This is a genomic window from Endozoicomonas sp. ONNA2 (assembly GCF_024606365.1).
In the GTDB taxonomy this organism is placed as follows: Bacteria; Pseudomonadota; Gammaproteobacteria; order Pseudomonadales; family Endozoicomonadaceae; genus Endozoicomonas.
In genome coordinates, this window is sequence record NZ_JAHHPO010000529.1 from 1 (window position 1) to 1,479 (window position 1,479).

At 48.5% G+C, this 1,479-nt stretch carries 1 protein-coding gene; it reads right to left on the reverse strand.

Annotated features, from left to right (window positions below; genetic code table 11):
* Positions 1 to 1,312 (reverse strand): lipopolysaccharide assembly protein LapB (locus KDK14_RS09365; RefSeq protein WP_257264833.1); only part of this gene is annotated, 1,312 nt, incomplete at its 3' end.
* Between the last annotated feature and the right edge of the window lie 167 nt (positions 1,313 to 1,479).

Consider the following 1,479-nt stretch of genomic DNA (forward strand, 5'->3'; position numbering starts at 1 on the left):
GCCGACCAAGAGTTAACGCTATGTCCTTGTCGCTACAGGGAGTATCTTCATGCCCACAGCGGTTGGCATGCAGCTTCCCAAAGGTCATCAGCGCCTCCTCATGCCGTGCCATGTACTGGTATTGTCGGCCAAGGGCCAGTTCAATTTCCTTGTCGTTGCAGGGTGTGTTTTCATGCCCGGAGCGATCAGTGCGCAGCTTAATAAAAATCGTCAGCGCCTCCTGATGAAGTCCCATGTCCTGGTATAAGCGACCAAGGGCCAATTCAATGTCCTTGTCGTTGCAGGGAGTGTATTCATACCCGGAGCAATCCGTGCGCAGCTTTTTAAAGATCGTCAGAGCCTCCCGGTGCCGTCCCATCTTGTTATATAACCGACCAAGGGTTAACTCTATGACCCTGTTGTTGCAGGGTATGTCTTCATGCCCCGAGAGGTCGGTGCGCAGCTTCCTGAAGATCGTCAGTGCCTCCTGACCCAGTCCCATGTCCTCGTATAGCCGACCAAGTGCAAGACCGTTAACTTTTTTATTCTTGTTACTTTTTGAGTGATTTATATAAAGCTCCTTAAAAATTGGCAGTGCTTCGCAAAAGCGGTGTGTCGCTTGAAGTACCCTGCCCCTTGTGAACAGCATCCCCTTGTCAAGGGGACGCTTCAACTGCCCTATTGCTTGCAGGCAATCATCAAATCTGCCCAGTTTAAAGAGGGCTCTTGCCTTGAGTTGGTATACACGTCGACAGTTACGCAGACTCAAGTTGCCATGGACTTTTAATAGTTCTTCCAGTTCATCTGCTATTTTGAGCGCTTGTTCATTATTACCCGCACTTAAAGCAGTGAAGCCTTGATCGATACGCTGAATATTATCCCATCGATGATCGCCTGCAACCGAATGAGAGGCGCTGTTGGCATTCACAGTGTCAGACTTTTTTTTTCTTGGTTTTTGCAATACCCATTCAGACTCTGACTGATCAAATAATGACATTTCGCGGGAATTGAGCCAATGTCCACCATCTATTGCAGCAGCGCCTGTTGCAGCAGCGCCTGTTGCAGCAGCGCCTGTTGCAGCAGCGTCCGATTGATCGGTGCTGGAGAGACTGATTTGAAAATCCTCAACGACCTTTGGAAGTCGGTTGTCAGAGGTGTTCGAACTCCGGGACAGATACCCGGGCGCTGTTTTTGACGTCCCTTGTGACGGTGGTATGTGGCTTACTGACCGATTAAAACAAGGCCTATTCCCGGAGTCAGTCCTGCAGTATTTTTTTTCCCGATAACGAGCCGATGAATGGGCATAGTTGAAATGAACGTCATCACTATTCATATATACGAGCGCCGATATATAAAGACTGAAGTTATTCACTTATAAGACTGTCTCTGGCTCTATTTGTTCAATACAAGTAGCGCAGTCATCTGGGTTCATGTTACCCACTGCGGGCAGGTTTCAGAAAACACCGTTTATCCTGACGACAGACTGGCCAGAAAATCATG